Here is a 16725-nt window from a genome sequence, read left to right on the forward strand (position 1 = left end):
CGCAGCGGGCGAGACCTGGCCCGATGGCGAGGTTAAGAAAGTATTGAAGGGCGGGTAGGGCGCGCCTGCAACGGGTCGGATATCCCCAGTTTTGAGCCTGTCACTTTTACGGTCGGTTTGCTTCCGTCTGCGCACAATGCGTGAATGCAGGAGCTGTTCGACATCATCCGCGCCAATCCCTGGCCGTTCGGCGCCGGGTTGTTCGTCGTCATCCTGATGATCCTCGCAGAGAACTTTGGGCGCGGTATTCAAGGCGACGGCGCGGTCAGTGACTTCTCGGATTCGGACGGCGGCGGCTGCGGTGACTAGGTCCCGCCAGCGGCAAGCGCGCTTCGCCTAGTCCTCCTGCAAATCGGCCGCGATGCCGGCGAGCCAGCGGCGAATGCTTGCCTCGGCCTTGACATCGAGCCCGGCGGCCAGCCGCTTCTCCAACGCAATCACCCTTTCCCGGCACGCTTTCAAAAGCGCCGTGCCGCGCGGCGTCAGCGTCCATTGCTGGATGCGGCCGTGGACGGGATGCGGCGTCATCACAATCGCGCCGTCACGCTCGAGATTGCGGATGATGACGCCGACGGTCTGGGGCGTCAGAAAGGTGAGGCGGGCAACGTCGGCGCCCGAGAGGCCCGGATAGGCGTTGAGCATGGTCAGCACCGCGAATTGCGGTGAGGTGACACCGAGATCGGCGAGCGACCGCTCCATCGTCAGACGGACTGCGGCGTGGGCCTGGCGCAAGAGATAGCCGAGATAGCCTTGCTCGCCGCGCTTGCCTTCCCCTGGGGCTGGCACGCGCACGGCGTCAGGCTTGGCAGTCTTGCGCCGGGATTTCGATCTCGTGATACTGGGCGACTTGCGCAACATGTAAGTGCTCTTATAAGATGTAAGCGGTCTTACAATACCACGAGGTGAACGGCAATGTCACACGCCCGCAGCGAATACGAGGATTTCAAGAAGATCGCGCCGGATGCGTATGAGCTGGTGCTGGCGCTCGGCCAGGTGGCGGCCAAGGCCGGTCTCGACAAGCAGCTTCTCGAACTGGTCAAGCTCCGGGCATCGCAGATCAACGGCTGCGCCTTCTGCGTGCAGCATCACATCCTGCTTTCGGAGCGGATCGGCGTGCCCGTCGACAAGCTCAATTTGGTCGTGGTCTGGCGCGAGGCGCCGATCTTTTCCGCGCGCGAACGTGCCGCGCTGGCCTGGACCGAGGCGCTGACCTGCCTGCCCGACGGAGTCGGCGAGGGCGTGTATGCCGAGGCGAGCCGTGAATTCTCCGAGACCGAGCTGACGTACCTGACCTCTGCGGTTGCCTCGATCAACGTCTGGAATCGTTTCGGTGCGGCGTTTCGCTGGACACCGGCGAAGCGACCGGTCGGAGCGAATGCGGCGGCATCCTGATTGCAACGAAGGGAGATCGTGATGACGGTAGTAAGTTTGCCCACCACATTGGCGCCATCGCGTTCGATGGCGATCGCCGTCGTCGGCGGGCTTGCGTGCGCGCTTGCGATCGGCAAGGCGTTGCCGGTGACGATGGACACCATTTCCGGCGCACTCGCGCCGCTCTGCGCCACCGCCGCCGAAAGCTCGCCGCTGGACAAGGTCGAGCCGATCGACTCCTACGCGCTGCCGAACGTGCCGGGCAAGCGCGTCACCATCGTGCGCGTGTTCTACGGCCCTGGCGGGTTCTCGCGGCCGCATCGTCACGCAGGATCCGTCACCGCCTACATAACCAAGGGCAAGATCCGCTCCCAGCTCGGCGGCGGCCCGGTCGAGACGTTCGGCGTCGGCCAGTCCTTCTTCGAGCCGCCCGGCTCGACGCATCTGGTTTCGGCCAATGCCAGCACCACGGAGCCGGCGGAATTGATTGCCGTGTTCGTGGCGGACGAGGGCGCGCAACTCACGACGTTGCTGGAGTAGCCGGCACCCGCAATCTGCAGCCGCTTTTGTTCAGGTCGGCTGCGATCGCTTCAGACGTTTCCATAGCGGTGAAAGACCGTATGTGACGGCCGGTATCGCAACTACGCCGACAAGGACCCCAATAACGCCTGAAATGGCCGCCTCGACCGCCCATCCGACGGTGCCGGCAATGGAGGGAAGGAGGTTCGCGGCAGCCTCGGTCGCGGCATGAACCGTATGGCCGACCATCGGTGGGCCGTATTGTTCGATGCCGTGCAGGATGATGCCGCCACCGACCCAGATCATCGCGGCGGTGCCGATGGTGCTCAGCACCGCCAGGAAGACAGGCATGCCGCGGACCAGCGCACGTCCAAGCAATCGGATTGCGCCGCCAATAAGCGAGGCGCCGTCATACCGCGCAAGGGCCAGGCCGACATCGTCCGCCTTCACGATCAGGGCGACCACGCCGTAGACTCCAACAGTGATGAAAATGGCGACGAGTGCGAGCACGAGCGCCTGGGTCCAGATGCTGCCCGCCGGGACGGCCGCCAGCGTGATCGCCATGATCTCCGCCGACAGGATGAAATCCGTTTTGATGGCGCTTGCGACTTTCTCGTCCTCGACCGACCGCGCGTTCAATGCAATTGGCTGGGGCTGGGCTTCGTGGTGGCGCGCATCATGCGGCATCACGGCTTCGAGCACCTTCTCGGTGCCCTCATAGCACAGAAAGGCGCCGCCCAGCATGAGCAGCGGCGTGACCGCGGCGGGAAGGAAATAACCAAGCAACAGGGCAATGGGCAGCAGGATCAGCAATTTATTGCGCAGCGACCCAACCGCAATCTTGCCTACGATCGGCAGTTCGCGTTTCGAGGCAAAGCCGATCACGTAATTCGGAGTGACGGCTGCATCATCGATGACCACGCCAGCCGCCTTTGCTCCCGCCTTGGCCGTCTGGCCCGCGACATCGTCGAGCGAGGCTGCCGCCACCTTTGCAATCGCGGCGATATCATCGAGGAGACCAATCAGTCCGGCACTCATCAACCCAGTTCCTTCTGCCTTCAGTGGGCCGTGTGTGCGGCAACACGCTTTGCGCTGCCTGGCATTGGAAAGAGCAAGCCGTCAGTTCTCGTCGCCGCCCGATCCCTCGCGCAGGTCCGGCTTGAGCACGTCCTCCGGCAGCGCATGCGCCACGGGCTGTGGCGTGCCGGCGATCTCCGGGCCGACCTCGCGGCCGCGGGCGCGGATCAGGCGCTCATAGGCCGAGACCAGCGTGACGTAAGGACTGACCCAGATCCAGCCGTCGCGGGTGAACACCTGCACGTCGAAATGCAGGTGCATCGAGGTGCCGGCGGGATGGTCGAGATAATTCGAGACCACGCCGATCTTCTCGCCCTCCGATACGATGCGGCCGTTGAGCAGGCCGTCGGCGTTCAGCGCCTGCGGGTTCATATGCATGTAGCGGAAACGGATGTGCTCGGTCCGGCTGTTGATTTGCAGCGTCACGGCCTGATCCTTGGCAGCGCGTATGACCCTCGCATCGCGCACGGCGACGACAGCGCGCTGCTTGGGATCGCAGGCTTGGCGACCTTCACCGAGCGGCGGGCACCCGGCCGCGCGGATGTCCTCGCCCTGATGGCCATAACCGCCGCCGCATTGCCAGACCTCGAAACTGCGGGATTCGCAGAAATTGTCGCGCCAGGGGTAAGCGGTCGTGCTCTCCATCTTGTCGCGCTTGGCATAGGATTGCGAGTGTACGAACGCGGGCGCCTTCTCGAGAGGAAAGCGGATCTGTGCGTAGGCCATCACGTCGGGATGGCCGCCCTGCTTGCGATAGCCGGTGTTCGGGATGATGTCGCCGCTCGGCCTGTAGGTGAAGTCCGGGGAGCGTACCGTGGGACGATCGAGAATGTTGGAAGCGATGTCCGTGAGCGGCCGCATGCGCTGGCCGCCCGCCACGCGCAGCGCCTTCAGGAAGCGCTCGGCGATCGGATAGGCCTCCTTGCAGGCAAGCCGCCGCGGCTTGGCAACGCTGTCGAGGCATTGGATCGACACCACATAGGCGACGCCGAAACGGGTGAAAGCGTAGCGCATATAGCCTTCCCGGATGAACTTGCGCAGGTCCGGGTAGAGCGCCGCGAGCGGTTTGACCGGCTCGCCCTTGCCGCCCGAGGGATCGGCAATGTCATAGACCAGCGCCGAGCCCGTGATCTGCACCTCGACCGGCCTTGCGAAGACCCGGCTCGGCATGCCGTCTCCGGTACCAGGCTCGAACGAAAAGGTCGCGCTGTAGCCGGCGGGACCGGCATCGAACAGGTCGACGGAATTGAAGTCAGCCTGGTAGCGCGACAGCGCGACGGTCGCCGGCGCGCCATTGCGCCGAGCTTCGAGATACGCGGCAGCGTCGAATGGCAGCAGCACGGGCACGGAGCTGCGGGCGATGCCGGTGAAGAATTGCGAGGAGATCGCGTTGAGCTGCACCAGCGCCGGCATCGCGCGCGGATCGTAGCGCGGCACCGAACGACGGGGTGCGAAGATGAAGTCTTCCGCGGCCCGGGGATGGACGTTGATTTCGGTGCGGAGCTGGTCAAGCGCCGCGCGCCAATCGACGCGCAGCGCCGTGAGTGAGGGGCTGCGGAACTCATCCGCAGCAAGTGGAGAGGCAATGAGGAGCGAAAGCGACGCCAGAAGTTGCGAGACGAAGCGGAAACTTTTCCCAACCACTGTCTCGCCCCCCGGCGGCACCTGTTGCGCTCGCTTTGGTCCCGTCAGTCCTTGGCACGCTCGGAGTAGGAGCCGTCTTCGGTCATCACGACGATTCGGGTGCCGACGGCGATGTGCGGCGGCACCGTGGTGCGAACGCCATTCGAGAGCACGGCGGGCTTGTAGGACGAGGAGGCGGTCTGCCCCTTGGTCACGGGCTCGGTCTCGATCACTTCCAGCGTCACGCGCTGCGGCAGGGCGATCGATACCGGGTTGGAACCGTGCAGCGATAGCTTGACCGTCATGCTCTCCTGAAGATAGGCCGCCGCATCGCCGATCACATCCTTGGACACCTGGACCTGGTCATAGGTCTCCGGGTTCATGAAGTGATAGCCGTCACCATCTTCATACAGGAAGGTGTAGTTGCGCTCTTCGATTGTGGCCTTCTCGACCTGATCGGTGGTCTTGTAGCGCTCGGAGATCTTTACCCCGTCCGAGATTCGGCGCATTTCGATCTGGCTGACCGGGGTGCCCTTGCCGGGATGGATGTTCTCGGCGGTCACGACGACATATAGCTTGCCGTCTTGCTCGATCACGTTGCCCTTGCGAATAGAACTGGCGATGACTCTCAAAGCTGTATTTCCTGCTTGCTTGGCCCGGCTCGGGCCAGGACGTGGTCAAATTGATGGGGGACCTGGGGCCCCAAATCAGACCGCGGCACCCGTTTCGGGCCGCAACATACTGGTTTTGCCGTTGGATGCCAGCATTTTGCTGGCTTGCGGGACAGCCGGTTAATGGCTGGGGACAAGCCGATGTCGCCGTTCTGGTCCCCCTCGCGGCATCTCGACCGCCGGCCCTTCTTGCAGGCCAGGGGAGCCATCACCGGGGCTCTACGGGGATTTTTCGTCGAGCAGGGCTTCGTCGAGGTCGAAACCTCCGTTCTCCAGGTCTCCCCGGGCAACGAGACCCACCTGCACGCCCCCCGGACCGAGATCATGCGGCCCGACGGCAGCCGTGTGAGCCGATATTTGCGGACCTCGCCGGAATTCGCCTGCAAGAAGCTGCTGGCGGCCGGGGAGACCCGGATTTTCGAGTTCGCCCGGGTGTTCCGGGACCGTGAGCGCGGCGACCTGCATTTGCCCGAATTCACCATGCTGGAATGGTACCGGGCAGGCGCGCCCTATGACGCCATCATGGCCGACTGCGTCGTCCTCATCGCCCGCGCGGCCCAGGCGACCGGTATCGGCGCCTTCACCTTCCGCGGCCGGACCGCAGATCCTTTCGCCGAGCCGGAGCTTGTGACGGTTGCCAGCGCCTTCGAGCAGTTTGCGGGAATCGACCTGCTTGCGACCATTTCCGGCGGCGAGGGCGACCGCGCCGCGCTCGCGCGGTCAGTTGCCGGCAAGGTCCGCCTGGCCGAGGATGACACCTGGTCCGACATCTTCAGCAAGGTTCTGGTCGAGCATGTCGAGCCGCATCTGGGGCAGGGCCGTTTGACCATTCTGTTCGAATACCCATCTCCAGAGGCGGCACTGGCGCGCGTGAAGGCGGGCGATCCCCGAGTCGCCGAGCGGTTCGAGGTCTATGCCTGCGGTGTCGAGCTCGCCAACGGTTTTGGCGAACTGACCGACGCCGAGGAGCAGCGCAAGCGCTTCACGCAATCCATGGCAGAGAAGCAACGCCGCTACTGCGAAGCCTATCCGCTGGACGAGGACTTTCTGGCCGCGGTCGCGGCGATGCCGGAGGCGAGCGGCGTCGCGCTCGGATTCGACCGCCTGGTAATGCTGGCGAGCGGCGCATCGCGAATTGATCAGGTGGTGTGGACGCCGCCTGCAAATGAAACGTTGAGCGAGACATGATGAAGAGCAATCTTGCGCGCACATTGCGCGAGCCGGCCGAACTTGTGGCCGAGCAGCTGGTGTCAGCCACAGCGCTGCCGGTGCTCGATCGCATTGCCGCACGCTATGCGGTTGCGATCACGCCGGCGCTGGTCGATCTGATCGACAGGTCCGATCCCGACGATCCCATTGCGCGCCAATTCGTTCCGACTGCCGCAGAGCTGGAGATGCAGCCGGGCGAGAATGCAGATCCGATCGGCGATCATGCGCACTCGCCGGTTCCCGGGATCGTGCATCGTTATCCCGACCGCGTGCTGTTCAAGCTCGTTCACGTCTGCGCGGTCTATTGCCGCTTCTGCTTCCGCCGCGAGATGGTCGGACCCGGCAAGGAGAACGCGCTCTCGGACGCCGCCTATCGCGCGGCGATCGACTACATCCGCGCGCACAGCGAGATCTGGGAGGTGATCCTGACCGGGGGCGATCCCCTGATGTTGTCGCCGCGGCGGATGGGCGAGATCATGGCCGATCTGGCCGGAATCGATCACGTCAAGATCATCCGCCTTCACACCCGCGTGCCGGCGGCCGATCCCGCGCGCATCAGCGACGAGATGGTGGCGGCGCTCAAGGTCGTGGGCGCGACCACCTGGGTGGCGCTGCATGCCAACCATGCGCGCGAACTGACGGGGCCGGCGCGTGCCGCCTGCGCGCGGCTGGTCGATGCCGGAATTCCCATGGTAAGCCAGTCCGTGCTTTTGCGCGGCGTCAATGACAATTTGACCGCTCTGTCGGATTTGATGCGAGCTTTCGTCGAATGCCGGATCAAGCCCTATTATCTGCATCACGGTGATCTCGCGCCGGGCACGGCGCATCTGCGAACGACACTCGCCGATGGGCAGGATTTGATGCGGCAGCTGCGCGGAAGGGTGTCCGGACTGTGTCAGCCCGACTATGTCATCGACATTCCCGGCGGCGCCGGCAAGTCGCCGGTGGGACCGAATTACGTGTTGCCGATGCAAAATACCGCACCTGATGCGCGTGATGCAGATCAAGAAACGCGCTATCGTATCGTGGATTATTGCGGCGACGTTCACCTCTATCCGCCCGAGACTTGAATGGTCGTGATGGAGATGTTGGCTTGAGGAATGGAGGGAGAGACATGAAGAAGATCATGGTGGCAGTATCGCTCGTGGTCTTGCTCGGCGGCGCGGCGGTTGCGCAGACCGGCAACCCTAAGGGATCGACAGCCGGGGGCGCGACCTCAGGATCGACGCCGTTGGCACCCGTGGGCCATCGCCAGCCGCGTGTCGCCGATGTGCCCAGCGAAAAGAACCTGAGCGACCCGAACGATCCCCTCAGCAAGGAAAATCAGGCGCTCGACAAGAAGATCAAGAGCATCTGCCGCGGCTGCTAGGCGCCGGGAAAGCGGGCAGGGTGCGACAGCCTCACCCCGCCCGCGATCGTTCGGTCAGGCGGAGCGCTCGTGCAGCCCTGCGCGCTTGCTGTTGCGCCGGATCTCGACCGCGTCAGCGAGTTGCTTGAGCACGGTTGCCGTGGTCGCCCAGTCGATGCAGCCGTCAGTGATGCTCTGGCCATAGGTGAGCGGCTTGCCCGGCACCACGTCCTGGCGTCCGGCGACGAGATTGCTCTCGACCATCACCCCCATGATGCGGTTCTCGCCGCCAGAAATCTGCCCGGCGATGTCGGCTGTCACGAGCGGCTGGTTTTCCGGCTTCTTGCTCGAATTAGCGTGGCTCGCATCGACCATCACGAGTGGTGCGACGCTTGCTTTCGCCAGATCGTTGCAGGCCGCTGCGACGCTTGCCGCATCGTAGTTCGGCGTGCTGCCGCCGCGCAGGATGATGTGACAATCCTCGTTGCCCGCGGTTGAGGCGATCGCCGAGCGGCCGAGCTTAGTCACCGCCATGAAATGATGGGGATTTGAGGCCGACTTCACCGCGTCCGCCGCAATCCGCACATTGCCGTCGGTGCCGTTCTTGAAGCCGACCGGGCAGGACAGCCCCGAGGCCAGCTCGCGATGGATCTGGCTTTCGGTCGTGCGCGCGCCGATCGCGGCCCAGGACACGAGGTCCGCAATGTATTGCGGCGTCGTCATGTCGAGGAATTCGGTGCCGGCGGGCAGGCCGAGATTATTCACCGCCGAGAGCACGTTGCGCGCCAGCCGCAGGCCCTTGTTGATGTCGAAGCTGCCGTCCAGATCAGGATCGTTGATCAGGCCCTTCCAGCCGACCGTGGTGCGCGGCTTCTCGAAATAGACCCGCATCACGATCTCGAGTTGGTCGGCAAGCTCTTCGCGCAAGCTCGCGAGGCGCTCGGCGTATTCGAGCGCGGCCCTGGGATCATGCACCGAGCAGGGGCCGACCACGACCAGAAGCCGGTCGTCCTGGCCATTGAGAATCGCATGGATGGCGTTGCGTGCGGCCATCACCACGCGCGTCGCGGTGAGCGTGCGCGGGACTTCCCGCATCACCTCTTCGGGCGTGCTCAGCTCTTTCAGTTCGCGGATACGAAGATCGTCGGTCGTGCTCAGCACGGCGGGCTCCTGTCATTTTGAGACCCTGCCGGCCAATAAAAAAGCCGCCAGGTCTGGCGGCTTGTTCGGACGTTTGCTGCAATGTTTCAGATTGAGCGCGATCCTCCTGCCGCCAGCGAGCTGTCGTAGCTAAAGTACCAAAAATAGCTGGTGACGAGGGTGATCATGGCCCGTCATATAGCGTGCGATCGGCGGCTTGTCACCCCCCAATAGACGTGACGGCCACGCGGCGCCTCAACTGTTGCTTTTGCGTGCCGCCAGCGCCATGCCGATCAGGGTGGCGCCGCCGAACAGCAGGTTGATGCCGACGAGGATACCGATCGCCCATTCCGCCGAGCTCGGCAGTCCCGTGATCACCATGAACGAGATCGCGATGTCGACGAGGCCCGAGATCAGGAGCCACGACCAGCGGCCGCCCGGCTCGCGGCGATGCTCCAGCGCGTACATGATGGTGGCGACGCCCTCGGCGAGGAAATAGGCGCCGAGCACGATGGTCAGCGTCAGCACGGCCTGGATCGGCCGCGCCAGCAGCAGCATGCCTGCAAGCACGGCCAGCGCGGCCGAGATCAGCGACCACCAGAAGCCCGGCGTGCTGCGCGCCCAATAGGTGGCGATCAATCCGCCGATGCCGCTGATCAGGAACATCCAGCCGAGGAAGATCGCAATCGCAAGGCTTGCGAGCGGCGGCAGGACCAGCGCGGCGACGCCAAGCACCGCAAGCAGGATGCCTTCGAACAGAAAGGCCTTCCAATGTGCCTTGACCGTCCCGCTCATGGCGGATTGCAGCCGGGAAAAATCCTCAGGCGATGTCATGGGCAGGCTCCGGATCGAGAGGTGTGTCCTCAATCTAGTCTAGTACGTGCACACCGCGCTTGCCATCCCGCGGCTCAGCCGCCGCCGTGCGCCGACGAAAAACCTTCGCCGCTGGTGCGGATGCGGTTGCGGCCGAGAACATAGATCGCGGTCGTGACGATCAGAAGTGCGAGGCCGAGCAGGATCGAGACCAGGCCGATCGGGATCAGGGCCAGCGTCAGATTGCGCTCGGGATTGATGAGCCAGTGATGGATCGAGGTCAGCACGAAGGCGAGCCCGAGAAAGCCGACGCCGCCACCGGCAAGCAGCAGCGCCCACATCCGGCGGAGCTGGCTGAGGCGCTCGCGCGCGACGTCGGTTCGGGGCGCGTGATGGCGCGCGACGCGCCGTACCAGGCGGATAGCGAAGGCGATCGAGCTGAAGCCGATCAGCAGGCTCGCGCCGCCCAACCACATCCGCAGCGCCGGATCGAGATCCGGCATGCGCTGGAGTGTCAGCAGGGGGAAGTCGAAGGCCGAATGCAGGGCGAGCGGGCCTGCAAAGATCAGCAGGCGGCTGGAGAGACGGGCCCAGTCGCGATGATGGCGGTTGGCACCCAGCGCCGTGCCGGCGCGCGCGATGGTCAGATAGGCGCCGGCGATAATACCGAGCGCGCCGTGGAACGGCACGGTCAGCACGCTGCGCAAGGCGGCCAGCGAGCGCCACATTTCGGCGTGCTGGACGAGATAGGCAAGGTTCTCGTAGGCGGCGAAGCCCAGGCCGACGGCAGCGCCATAGACCACAGTGTCCATCGGATTGGCGAAGGTCCGCCGCTTGGTCGAGGCGACCAGCACGATGGCGATCACCTTGACCGCTTCCTCCGGCAGCGCGACGCCGAAGATCGAATGCATGGCCAGTGCCGCCCAGGGGTTGTCCGGGGCCGCAACCATTTTGGCAAAAGGGGCGCGGGCCAGGCCCAGCAGCGAAATGCTGGCCGCGCCGAGCAGAAACGCGGTCCAGACCTGGGCCGGCGGTCCGGGGCGTTCCTCGGCGGCAATGACGAGCCACAACATCAGCAGCGCCGGGGCAATGGCGGCCGTTCCGATGACGGTGGGTAACGCTTCAATCAGGTACATCGGCGCCGAAAATAGGTTCCCTTGATCCGCTTATCTACATTCCCTGATGCGACCTTGTGTCATGCGCTTGCTGTCGCGTCTCTTAACAAGCGTGACAGCCTGCGTTCATCAGGACAGTCGCCGAGGTGCAGAATAACGAGCGCAATCAATTGCATGACAGAACCACCTCGTCATCCCATGACAACGGTCGCGCGCCCGTCATCGGATCGCGATTGGTAAGTCAGATCAAGGCAATGTGCAGGTTTCTTCGATTGACGATGCACGTGTCGCCGCGGCAAGTCCAGAGCCGGGATTGCCCCGTCCGGGCTACGCACGGCCGGCCGAGCCGGTCTAGTCACGCTTGATCGCGCGGGATGGGGACGCGGTGCGGCGGCCCCGGAGTTGCTCCACCTCCCAGAAGGCGCGGATAAGGCACGTACCAAGGCAGAGCACGATGAGCAACAGCAGAAAGGCCTGATCGAAGGCGGGGATGTGAGTCATGGCAATGATAAAGCAACGGGCGTGCCACGCGTTCCCGCCACGCGCCCTGCCGCGGCTTGCTGGCTGCCGATCGTAGCCCGCTTTGACTGTCTCAATGCGTGGTGAACGGCGGCGGCGCGTCGGGCGCGACGTCGAAGGCGCCGAGATGGAACTCCTCGCCGGTGGACGCGTCCGGCTCGGAATGCTGCGCCATCAGCGTGAACGCGGCCTGCGGGTATTGCTTCCAGATATCGAGATCGTCGGCGGTGATGGTGAGCCAGCCGAACGTGTACATGTAGCGTCCGGGCTCGGTGACCCGGCCGACCCTGTCCCAGGTGATCTTGTCGACTCTGACCTTATCGACTGTAATTTTCTCGACTGCCATTCGGTCCCCCGATCGCAAGTCTGCAAATGACGTCCGGAACGAGGCGCGGACCTTCAAAAGCTTATCTCGAAATAGGGCTGCGATAGGGCAGCGCGGCCGGAGGATCAGGCCGATTGCAGCATGGCCGTGCGGACGATCAGCCGGACGACGTCGTCCCGCGACTGCTTTTCGGCGAATTTGACAGCAAAGCCGTTTTCGAATCTGCGGATCACCCGCCCGACGCAAGCGCCGACCGCAAGCGGGGTTCCCACTGGCGGATCGTATTCGCAGGATATCGCGACACCGGCCGTGGAGACGTCGATGATGAAGCAGGCATGCGTGCTGCCGTCGGCGAGCGTCAGGAAGGTGTGCGCGACCTGCGGAACGAAGCGCGCGTCATTCCGCAGTTCCTGGACGCTGGCGTCCTTTTGCTTCTTCTCGAGCCAGGTCAGCTTTTCCGACATCCAGGCGCGCCGGGCCCGCGTCATGTCGAGCTCCATCAGGAAGCCCGATTTCAGCGTCGCGCTGATGGTACATTGGAATTCGCCAAAATCCTGGAAGTAGGAGGTCACGCGCTCGCCGACCTTTCCGACTACGGGAACGTCGACCATCATGCGGAACGGTGAAACGCGGCTGGTGCGGCAGGCGAAGGTACGGAGCTTGCCCTCGCAATCGTACCAACGCGGCAGCGAGTAGCTGCCACTCACGGTGACATGCACGGCACGCTGTCTGAGGAACTCTGCGACGGACATGGGCGCCAATCGTGTTTCGGAGGTTTTCCGTAATTCCACGGTAGCAATCAAATTCTAAGCAAATGATACCGGCGCTCACGAGCAGGGGTAAATTTCCGGTAAATCGTCATCCGAGCAGCACCAGCAGAGCCAGCACGCCAAGGGCCATAGCGAGCTTGATCGTCGCGCAGGCCAGGCCGCTCGGTCGCCTCTCAAATCCGAACCACGGCAATGCATGCTGCATCGCGCGCGTTGCGAATGCTTCGACGATGGCGAACAAAAGAGCGATTCCGGCGACGAAGGACCATGATGCGTCCGGAAGCATCCATGTCGCGAGCCACGCGGGAACGGACGCTTTCAGCGAGGCCAGCAGCGCGAACCATCCGAACAGGGAGACGAAGCCCTTGATGATGTCGGGTCCGATCGTGTCGGGCTCGAGACGGATGCCGATCTTTCCAAGCGCGAGTTCGATGCGCTCGCCATCGGTGAAGAAGAGGAAGGCGCCGAGGTAGAGAGGAACGCGCGACTGAAACAGCAGCGCGATGATGCCGAACAGGACGGCGTAGCCGTACGCGTCAGCGAGAATGGTCGTGCCTGCCGTATGCGACGGCTCCGACGCAGTCGTTGCCCGAGGCAGCGATCTGGCGCGCGCCATGTGCTCCAGCATTCTGGCGCGCCGCTCCGGCACGTAGGCTGCCGTGCGGTGGATCCATGGCGGAGGCGTCGGCGAGGCAATCCCGGCCTGGTCGTCCGAGGGAGATTTGTGCTGCGCCATCGGCCTGCATCCAGTTCCATCTGGACATTGGTCGGAGGCGAGGGGCGGGGAGGTTCATGCGGGGCGGCAGATTTCGCCCTGTCATCCAACGGCGGATGATGGCGCTCCCTAGCGGAATCGAACCGCTCTCTCCACCGTGAAAGGGTGGCGTCCTAACCGATAGACGAAGGGAGCAAACCCAGGGCCCCGCCGCTTTTCGCGGCACGGCCGCTGGCCGCCCGAGTCATGCCCGGCGGCTGCAGCGGGCGAACCTATAATGGCCTTTGGCGCCCTGGGCAAGCCGTTCGGGAACGGTCTTTTGGCACCGGTGGATAGCATCCCACCCAAGGATCGGTCGGCCGAATTCAACGGTTTCTTAGGTTCCCTGAGCTAGCGCTGGACTGGGAGAATTTAAGCCGATGCCACCGCCCAAGAAGCGCGCAGCCCGCAAGTCGCTGTCGCAGCATGCCTGGATCACGCTCGACGGCGGATTCGCAGCGCGGCAATGCCTGGTCCAGGACATCTCCGCCACGGGCGCCAAGATCACGCTGGACGAGGATGCGAGCCAGCTCCCGGGCGTGATCCGGATGGCGTTCGCGCGCGATGCGCGGACCGGGCGGAGCTGCCAGGTGGTATGGCGCCGCGGCAAATCGGCCGGCATCAAGTTCATCTGATCCCCGGGCAAAGCGACCCCGATGGCGCGCGACGCCGGTCCGGGCTAGAACGGCCTGCATGCGTGCGCCGCTCCTCATCCTGATCTCGTTGCTGACGACGTCCGCGGCCGCGGCGGAAGCCTTGCGTCTGCCGCCTCCGGAGCGCCCACAGGCCGGCAAGGCCTTGCCGCTTAAGGGTGCCGGCGGGAGCGCGAAAGCGGGCTCCTGCGCCGCCTATGGCCGCGGCTTCCATCTGGTCGAGAGCACCGGCACCTGCGTCAAGATCGGCGGCTCGATCAGCGTCGAGACCACGGTCAGGCGCTGAGCCCCCATGCCGCCGGACATCATGCGGCCCGAGATCATCGTCCCGTTCGTGATGTATTGCGCGCTGCTGTGGTGGGTCGGCCGCGGCCTGAGCTGGACTGCGCGGCTCGCCACCGCGGCGGTCACGCTCGTGCTGATTTTCTGCGTGCTGCTGTTCGAGCGCGGCTGGCCTAAACAAAAAAACGCGAAAACAACCCCATGCACAGTAGCCGCCCCCCTCCCGGCGGCGCGCGGCAAAATGCCGATTCATCGTGCTCGTAACGGACTTTAAGCCGCGTCACCGCTCACGACATCGGCGGTGCCACAAATTGCGCAAAACCGGGCCGTTTGCCGAGCTCGGCGAGCCAGCGCGTCAGATGCGGCTGCGCGGGCCGGGTGATGCCCTCGACGCCGAGCCAGCGCCGCGCATAGGCGCCGATCGCAATGTCGGCGAGCGTGAACGCATCGCCGTCCATGAACGGACGCGTGGAGAGCAGGCGGTCCGCGATGGCCCAGACCTCGGCGGCGGCATCGGCATCCTTTTGCACCTGGATCATGTCTCGCTCGGCGGGCGGCGTGCGCACGATGCCCCAGAACACCGGGCGGTCGACCGGCTGCACCATCGACAGCGTCCAGTCGAGCCAGCGGTCGACGCTGGCGCGCAGCTTCGGCGCCTCGGGATAGATTTGCGTGCCGCGCCCGTGCGCGAGGCAGAGATAGCGCATGATCGAATTGGATTCCCACAGCGTGAAGTCGCCCTCGACCAGCGTCGGGATCCGCGCATTGGGGTTCATCGCGAGATAGTCGGCCTCGCGGGTCTTGCCGAACGCCATGCCGGCGTCGATGCGCTCGTAAGCCAGGCCGAGCTCGGCGAGGCACCACAGCACCTTCTGCACGTTGACCGAATTGGCGCGGCCCCAGATCGTCAGCTTTTGGTCCGGCACGTCATCCTCCCGCGGCGCTTCTTTCGGCGCGGGTAATAGCGGAATCCACTGCGGCGAGCGACGGGCGATTGCGCCGATCCTCTCATGCAAAAGGTCCGCATGCAAAAAGCTCCGCCCGAGGCGGAGCTTTCATTGCAAGGCAAAGCCTGGTCAGGCGATCAGCGGCCGAAGAACAGCCACAGCAAGATGATCACCGGGATCGGCACACCCAGCATCCACAACAAAATTCCGCGTCCCATCGCGTCCTCCTCCAATTGCATTGTCGAAGAGAGAACGCATAGGAGAGGGGCTGGTTCCGGCAAAAAGGCCTACCAATGGCCGATGTTGGGCATCGACGACCACGGCTCCTGCGGCGGCTTCGGATCGCCCTTCTGCAACAGCTCGATCGAGTGCAAATCCGGCGAGCGGACGAAGGCCATGTTGCCGTCGCGCGGCGGACGGTTGATGGTGACGCCGGCCTTCATCAGCTTCTCGCAGGTCGCGTAGATGTCGTCGACTTCATAGGCGAGATGGCCGAAGAAGCGATCCTCGCCGTATTTTTCCTCGTCCCAATTCCAGGTGAGCTCGACCAGCGGCGCGCCGCGCGTCTGCGGCTGCTTCTTGAGCGCCTCGAGATCGTCCGACGAGCACAGGAACACCAGCGTGAAACGCCCCTTGTCGTTCTCGATCCGCCGAACCTCCTTCAGCCCCAGCGCATCCTGGTAAAACTTCAGCGCGACATCGAGATTGCGCACGCGCAGCATGGTGTGGAGGTATCGCATGGTTGTTGCTCCCTGGGTGGATGGAGGGTTTTTGGTTCGGCCGAGCCGAAGGGAGTAGGAGATAGCAGGAAAATCCCAGCAGGGGCAGGGGGCGGGTGCACATGTGCATGAGGGTGAAGCCGGCTGATGAAGTAAATCAGCCGGCGAAATTTCAATGCACTTTCACCGCAAATCCAGTGCCGCACACGCGTCATTGGCTGTGTGTGCGGGCCAGTCTGCTGCCGCGACCTATTGCGCCGCGAGGCGGTTTCCGGCCTGCTCGATCGGCGGCATGAAGAGCGATACCGCGGTGCCTTCGGGGTCGCGAAACTGGAACGTCCTGTTGCCCCATGGCATCGTTTTCAACTTGTGCACCAGCGTAACCTTGTCTTTCAGGCGCTGATAATCCGCATCGATGTCTTCAACCTGAAACTCGATCACGGCGGTGCGGTCGGCGCCGGGCTCGGCACTGTTTTCTTTCCAGAGCGCGACCGTCTCGGCTGCGCCGATTGCCAGGTTGGCGCCCGGCGTCACGATCTTGGCGAACACCGGCGCGAGCCATTCGGCGGAAACTCCGGTCACCATTTCGTAGAACGAAACCATGATTTTGATGTCAGTGGCGATCAGGCGAGTGGAGGCGTACTTCATGACATGTCCTTTGTTGACCCCAGATTGAGCGGCATCGCGGCGCTCGTCGCACATCGCTGCTGCCACCCTGATGTCAGCAGTCACGATGCCGCGCCGAGCGCGCCGTGAATGGCGATGGCAGTGCTCAAGCGCTAGAAAACGAGCCCTTCACGAAGCTCCACAGCGCTAACCGGGTCCTCAGAACGGTGACGCAAACCGCAGAACTTGGCCACCTCATTCACG

Annotated in this window: 22 protein-coding genes and 1 tRNA gene; 9 read left to right on the forward strand and 14 right to left on the reverse strand. The window is 64.1% G+C overall.

Annotation, left to right across the window (positions count from 1 at the left end):
* Positions 1-144 precede the first annotated feature (144 nt).
* Positions 145-309 (forward strand): hypothetical protein, encoded by a 165-nt coding sequence (locus IVB32_RS29695; protein WP_247297382.1) that lies wholly within the window; start codon positions 145-147, stop codon positions 307-309.
* 27 nt (positions 310-336) lie between these two features.
* Here IVB32_RS29695 and IVB32_RS29700 read toward each other — a convergent pair whose 3' ends face one another.
* A complete protein-coding gene (locus tag IVB32_RS29700; RefSeq protein ID WP_018454402.1) occupies positions 337-858 on the reverse strand; it encodes a MarR family transcriptional regulator in 522 nt (173 codons plus the stop codon).
* 54 nt (positions 859-912) lie between these two features.
* On the opposite strand from IVB32_RS29700, the gene IVB32_RS29705 reads away from it, so the two are divergent.
* Positions 913-1392 carry a carboxymuconolactone decarboxylase family protein gene (locus tag IVB32_RS29705; protein ID WP_247297381.1) on the forward strand — a complete coding sequence of 160 codons (480 nt, stop codon included), beginning with the start codon at positions 913-915 and terminating at the stop codon, positions 1390-1392.
* 21 nt (positions 1393-1413) lie between these two features.
* On the forward strand, positions 1414-1911 hold the full coding sequence (locus tag IVB32_RS29710; RefSeq protein ID WP_204511119.1) for a cupin domain-containing protein: 498 nt from the start codon (positions 1414-1416) through the stop codon (positions 1909-1911).
* Positions 1912-1941: 30 nt separating this feature from the next.
* Here the strand turns inward: IVB32_RS29710 and IVB32_RS29715 are convergent, their stop codons facing one another.
* The 3 genes from IVB32_RS29715 to efp all read right to left on the reverse strand — a co-directional run bounded on the left by IVB32_RS29715 (position 1942) and on the right by efp (position 5222).
* On the reverse strand, positions 1942-2928 hold the full coding sequence (locus IVB32_RS29715) for a DUF808 domain-containing protein (protein WP_247297379.1): 987 nt from the start codon (positions 2926-2928) through the stop codon (positions 1942-1944).
* An 81-nt stretch (positions 2929-3009) separates the two neighbouring features.
* Positions 3010-4632 carry a M23 family peptidase gene (locus IVB32_RS29720; RefSeq protein ID WP_247371080.1) on the reverse strand — a complete coding sequence of 541 codons (1623 nt, stop codon included), beginning with the start codon at positions 4630-4632 and terminating at the stop codon, positions 3010-3012.
* 23 nt (positions 4633-4655) lie between these two features.
* Positions 4656-5222, reverse strand: a complete 567-nt coding sequence (gene efp, locus IVB32_RS29725; protein ID WP_026232726.1) for an elongation factor P — start codon at positions 5220-5222, stop codon at positions 4656-4658.
* 162 nt (positions 5223-5384) lie between these two features.
* Here efp and epmA point away from each other — a divergent pair, with 162 nt between their 5' ends.
* The 3 genes from epmA to IVB32_RS29740 are packed head-to-tail and all read left to right on the forward strand — an operon-like array spanning position 5385 to position 7839.
* Positions 5385-6449, forward strand: a complete 1065-nt coding sequence (epmA, locus tag IVB32_RS29730) for an EF-P lysine aminoacylase EpmA (RefSeq protein ID WP_247412207.1) — start codon at positions 5385-5387, stop codon at positions 6447-6449.
* Positions 6446-7540, forward strand: coding sequence for a lysine-2,3-aminomutase-like protein (locus IVB32_RS29735; protein ID WP_247297375.1), 1095 nt, complete (start codon positions 6446-6448; stop codon positions 7538-7540). Before epmA ends, IVB32_RS29735 begins: the two co-directional genes overlap by 4 nt.
* Positions 7541-7584: 44 nt before the next feature.
* Positions 7585-7839: a hypothetical protein gene (locus tag IVB32_RS29740; RefSeq protein WP_247297373.1), complete on the forward strand. Its 255-nt coding sequence runs from the start codon at positions 7585-7587 to the stop codon at positions 7837-7839.
* Between the two features lie 54 nt (positions 7840-7893).
* Here the strand turns inward: IVB32_RS29740 and IVB32_RS29745 are convergent, their stop codons facing one another.
* The 7 genes from IVB32_RS29745 to IVB32_RS29775 all read right to left on the reverse strand — a co-directional run bounded on the left by IVB32_RS29745 (position 7894) and on the right by IVB32_RS29775 (position 13410).
* Positions 7894-8979 (reverse strand): 3-deoxy-7-phosphoheptulonate synthase, encoded by a 1086-nt coding sequence (locus IVB32_RS29745; RefSeq protein ID WP_346348209.1) that lies wholly within the window; start codon positions 8977-8979, stop codon positions 7894-7896.
* Between the two features lie 234 nt (positions 8980-9213).
* Complete coding sequence (locus IVB32_RS29750; RefSeq protein ID WP_247297371.1) at positions 9214-9792, reverse strand: HdeD family acid-resistance protein; 579 nt, start codon at positions 9790-9792, stop codon at positions 9214-9216.
* Positions 9793-9866: 74 nt separating this feature from the next.
* Positions 9867-10907 (reverse strand): PrsW family glutamic-type intramembrane protease, encoded by a 1041-nt coding sequence (locus IVB32_RS29755; RefSeq protein ID WP_018454391.1) that lies wholly within the window; start codon positions 10905-10907, stop codon positions 9867-9869.
* Positions 10908-11478: 571 nt separating this feature from the next.
* A complete protein-coding gene (locus IVB32_RS29760; RefSeq protein ID WP_247297369.1) occupies positions 11479-11751 on the reverse strand; it encodes a hypothetical protein in 273 nt (90 codons plus the stop codon).
* 104 nt (positions 11752-11855) lie between these two features.
* Positions 11856-12482 (reverse strand): PilZ domain-containing protein, encoded by a 627-nt coding sequence (locus tag IVB32_RS29765; protein ID WP_247371084.1) that lies wholly within the window; start codon positions 12480-12482, stop codon positions 11856-11858.
* A gap of 106 nt (positions 12483-12588) precedes the next feature.
* Entirely contained in the window at positions 12589-13236 is a 648-nt protein-coding gene (locus IVB32_RS29770) for a hypothetical protein (RefSeq protein WP_247297367.1), read from the reverse strand.
* 99 nt (positions 13237-13335) lie between these two features.
* Positions 13336-13410: transfer RNA gene (locus IVB32_RS29775), tRNA-Glu, on the reverse strand.
* Between the two features lie 224 nt (positions 13411-13634).
* On the opposite strand from IVB32_RS29775, the gene IVB32_RS29780 reads away from it, so the two are divergent.
* From IVB32_RS29780 to IVB32_RS29790, 3 genes are read left to right on the forward strand one after another with little or no spacing between them, the layout of a single operon-like run.
* Entirely contained in the window at positions 13635-13889 is a 255-nt protein-coding gene (locus tag IVB32_RS29780) for a PilZ domain-containing protein (RefSeq protein WP_007591415.1), read from the forward strand.
* Positions 13890-13947: 58 nt separating this feature from the next.
* Entirely contained in the window at positions 13948-14193 is a 246-nt protein-coding gene (locus IVB32_RS29785) for a hypothetical protein (RefSeq protein WP_204511122.1), read from the forward strand.
* A gap of 6 nt (positions 14194-14199) precedes the next feature.
* On the forward strand, positions 14200-14463 hold the full coding sequence (locus IVB32_RS29790; protein WP_247297691.1) for a hypothetical protein: 264 nt from the start codon (positions 14200-14202) through the stop codon (positions 14461-14463).
* 13 nt (positions 14464-14476) lie between these two features.
* Here the strand turns inward: IVB32_RS29790 and IVB32_RS29795 are convergent, their stop codons facing one another.
* From IVB32_RS29795 to IVB32_RS29805, 3 genes are all read right to left on the reverse strand, one after another.
* Positions 14477-15115: a glutathione S-transferase gene (locus IVB32_RS29795; RefSeq protein WP_247297364.1), complete on the reverse strand. Its 639-nt coding sequence runs from the start codon at positions 15113-15115 to the stop codon at positions 14477-14479.
* 308 nt (positions 15116-15423) lie between these two features.
* Positions 15424-15876: a VOC family protein gene (locus tag IVB32_RS29800; protein WP_085358759.1), complete on the reverse strand. Its 453-nt coding sequence runs from the start codon at positions 15874-15876 to the stop codon at positions 15424-15426.
* 228 nt (positions 15877-16104) lie between these two features.
* Entirely contained in the window at positions 16105-16503 is a 399-nt protein-coding gene (locus IVB32_RS29805) for a VOC family protein (RefSeq protein WP_247297663.1), read from the reverse strand.
* Between the last annotated feature and the right edge of the window lie 222 nt (positions 16504-16725).

It is taken from the genome of Bradyrhizobium sp. 23 (assembly GCF_023073295.1).
GTDB lineage: Bacteria > Pseudomonadota > Alphaproteobacteria > Rhizobiales > Xanthobacteraceae > Bradyrhizobium > Bradyrhizobium canariense_D.

Coding starts and splice junctions, on each gene's coding strand:
- IVB32_RS29695 (WP_247297382.1), top strand. CDS start 145: ATGCAGGAGCTGTTCGACATCATCCGCGCCAATCCCTGGCCGTTCGGC.
- IVB32_RS29700 (WP_018454402.1), bottom strand. CDS start 858: ATGTTGCGCAAGTCGCCCAGTATCACGAGATCGAAATCCCGGCGCAAG.
- IVB32_RS29705 (WP_247297381.1), top strand. CDS start 913: ATGTCACACGCCCGCAGCGAATACGAGGATTTCAAGAAGATCGCGCCG.
- IVB32_RS29710 (WP_204511119.1), top strand. CDS start 1,414: ATGACGGTAGTAAGTTTGCCCACCACATTGGCGCCATCGCGTTCGATG.
- IVB32_RS29715 (WP_247297379.1), bottom strand. CDS start 2,928: ATGAGTGCCGGACTGATTGGTCTCCTCGATGATATCGCCGCGATTGCA.
- epmA (WP_247412207.1), top strand. CDS start 5,385: ATGGCTGGGGACAAGCCGATGTCGCCGTTCTGGTCCCCCTCGCGGCAT.
- IVB32_RS29735 (WP_247297375.1), top strand. CDS start 6,446: ATGATGAAGAGCAATCTTGCGCGCACATTGCGCGAGCCGGCCGAACTT.
- IVB32_RS29740 (WP_247297373.1), top strand. CDS start 7,585: ATGAAGAAGATCATGGTGGCAGTATCGCTCGTGGTCTTGCTCGGCGGC.
- IVB32_RS29750 (WP_247297371.1), bottom strand. CDS start 9,792: ATGACATCGCCTGAGGATTTTTCCCGGCTGCAATCCGCCATGAGCGGG.
- IVB32_RS29755 (WP_018454391.1), bottom strand. CDS start 10,907: ATGTACCTGATTGAAGCGTTACCCACCGTCATCGGAACGGCCGCCATT.
- IVB32_RS29760 (WP_247297369.1), bottom strand. CDS start 11,751: ATGGCAGTCGAGAAAATTACAGTCGATAAGGTCAGAGTCGACAAGATC.
- IVB32_RS29765 (WP_247371084.1), bottom strand. CDS start 12,482: ATGTCCGTCGCAGAGTTCCTCAGACAGCGTGCCGTGCATGTCACCGTG.
- IVB32_RS29770 (WP_247297367.1), bottom strand. CDS start 13,236: ATGGCGCAGCACAAATCTCCCTCGGACGACCAGGCCGGGATTGCCTCG.
- IVB32_RS29780 (WP_007591415.1), top strand. CDS start 13,635: ATGCCACCGCCCAAGAAGCGCGCAGCCCGCAAGTCGCTGTCGCAGCAT.
- IVB32_RS29785 (WP_204511122.1), top strand. CDS start 13,948: ATGCGTGCGCCGCTCCTCATCCTGATCTCGTTGCTGACGACGTCCGCG.
- IVB32_RS29790 (WP_247297691.1), top strand. CDS start 14,200: ATGCCGCCGGACATCATGCGGCCCGAGATCATCGTCCCGTTCGTGATG.
- IVB32_RS29800 (WP_085358759.1), bottom strand. CDS start 15,876: ATGCGATACCTCCACACCATGCTGCGCGTGCGCAATCTCGATGTCGCG.
- IVB32_RS29805 (WP_247297663.1), bottom strand. CDS start 16,503: ATGAAGTACGCCTCCACTCGCCTGATCGCCACTGACATCAAAATCATG.